We start from the raw sequence: 1,051 nt of genomic DNA on the forward strand, positions 1-1,051 counted from the left end.
ACCATCTCTACGCCTTCTGGCAGTTCGATAGTTCCGGTTACGTCAGTGGTACGGAAGTAGAACTGTGGACGGTAACCTTTGAAGAATGGGGTATGACGACCACCTTCATCTTTGCTCAGGATATACACTTCAGATTCGAACTGAGTGTGTGGGTGGATAGAGCCTGGCTTCGCCAGAACCTGACCACGTTCAACGTCATCACGCTTAGTACCACGCAGCAGAACACCCACGTTCTCACCCGCACGGCCTTCGTCCAGCAATTTGCGGAACATTTCAACGCCAGTACACGTGGTTTTAGTGGTTTCTTTGATACCTACGATTTCAACTTCGTCACCGACTTTAACGATACCACGCTCTACACGACCGGTTACTACAGTACCACGGCCGGAGATGGAGAATACGTCTTCGATTGGCAGCAGGAATGGCTTATCAATGTCACGCTCTGGTTCTGGGATGTAAGTATCCAGTGCTTCTGCCAGTTCGATAACTTTCGCTTCCCACTCTGCGTCGCCTTCCAGCGCTTTCAGCGCCGAACCACGGATAATTGGCGTGTCGTCGCCTGGGAAATCGTACTGAGACAGCAGCTCACGCACTTCCATTTCGACCAGTTCCAGCAGCTCTTCATCATCAACCATGTCACATTTGTTCAGGAACACGATGATGTAAGGAACGCCTACCTGACGACCCAGCAGGATGTGCTCACGAGTCTGTGGCATTGGGCCATCAGTTGCAGCAACAACCAGGATCGCGCCGTCCATCTGAGCAGCACCGGTGATCATGTTTTTCACATAGTCGGCGTGGCCTGGGCAGTCAACGTGTGCGTAGTGACGAGTTGGGGTATCGTATTCTACGTGAGAAGTAGAGATGGTGATACCACGTGCTTTTTCTTCTGGCGCGTTGTCGATCTGGTCGAATGCACGCGCGCTACCACCGTAAGTTTTTGCCAGAACAGTAGTAATTGCAGCAGTCAGGGTAGTTTTACCGTGGTCAACGTGGCCGATAGTACCAACGTTAACGTGCGGTTTTGAACGTTCAAACTTTTCTTTAGACA

1 protein-coding gene is annotated in these 1,051 nt (G+C 51.1%); it reads right to left on the minus strand.

Annotated elements, in window-relative coordinates; genetic code table 11:
• Positions 1–1,051: elongation factor Tu (tuf, locus tag ABLA76_RS04435; RefSeq protein ID WP_348987011.1), on the minus strand; the 1,051-nt coding region annotated here is incomplete at both ends.

Origin of the sequence: Xenorhabdus sp. SGI240, from assembly GCF_040081915.1 — a bacterium.
GTDB lineage: Bacteria > Pseudomonadota > Gammaproteobacteria > Enterobacterales > Enterobacteriaceae > Xenorhabdus > Xenorhabdus bakwenae.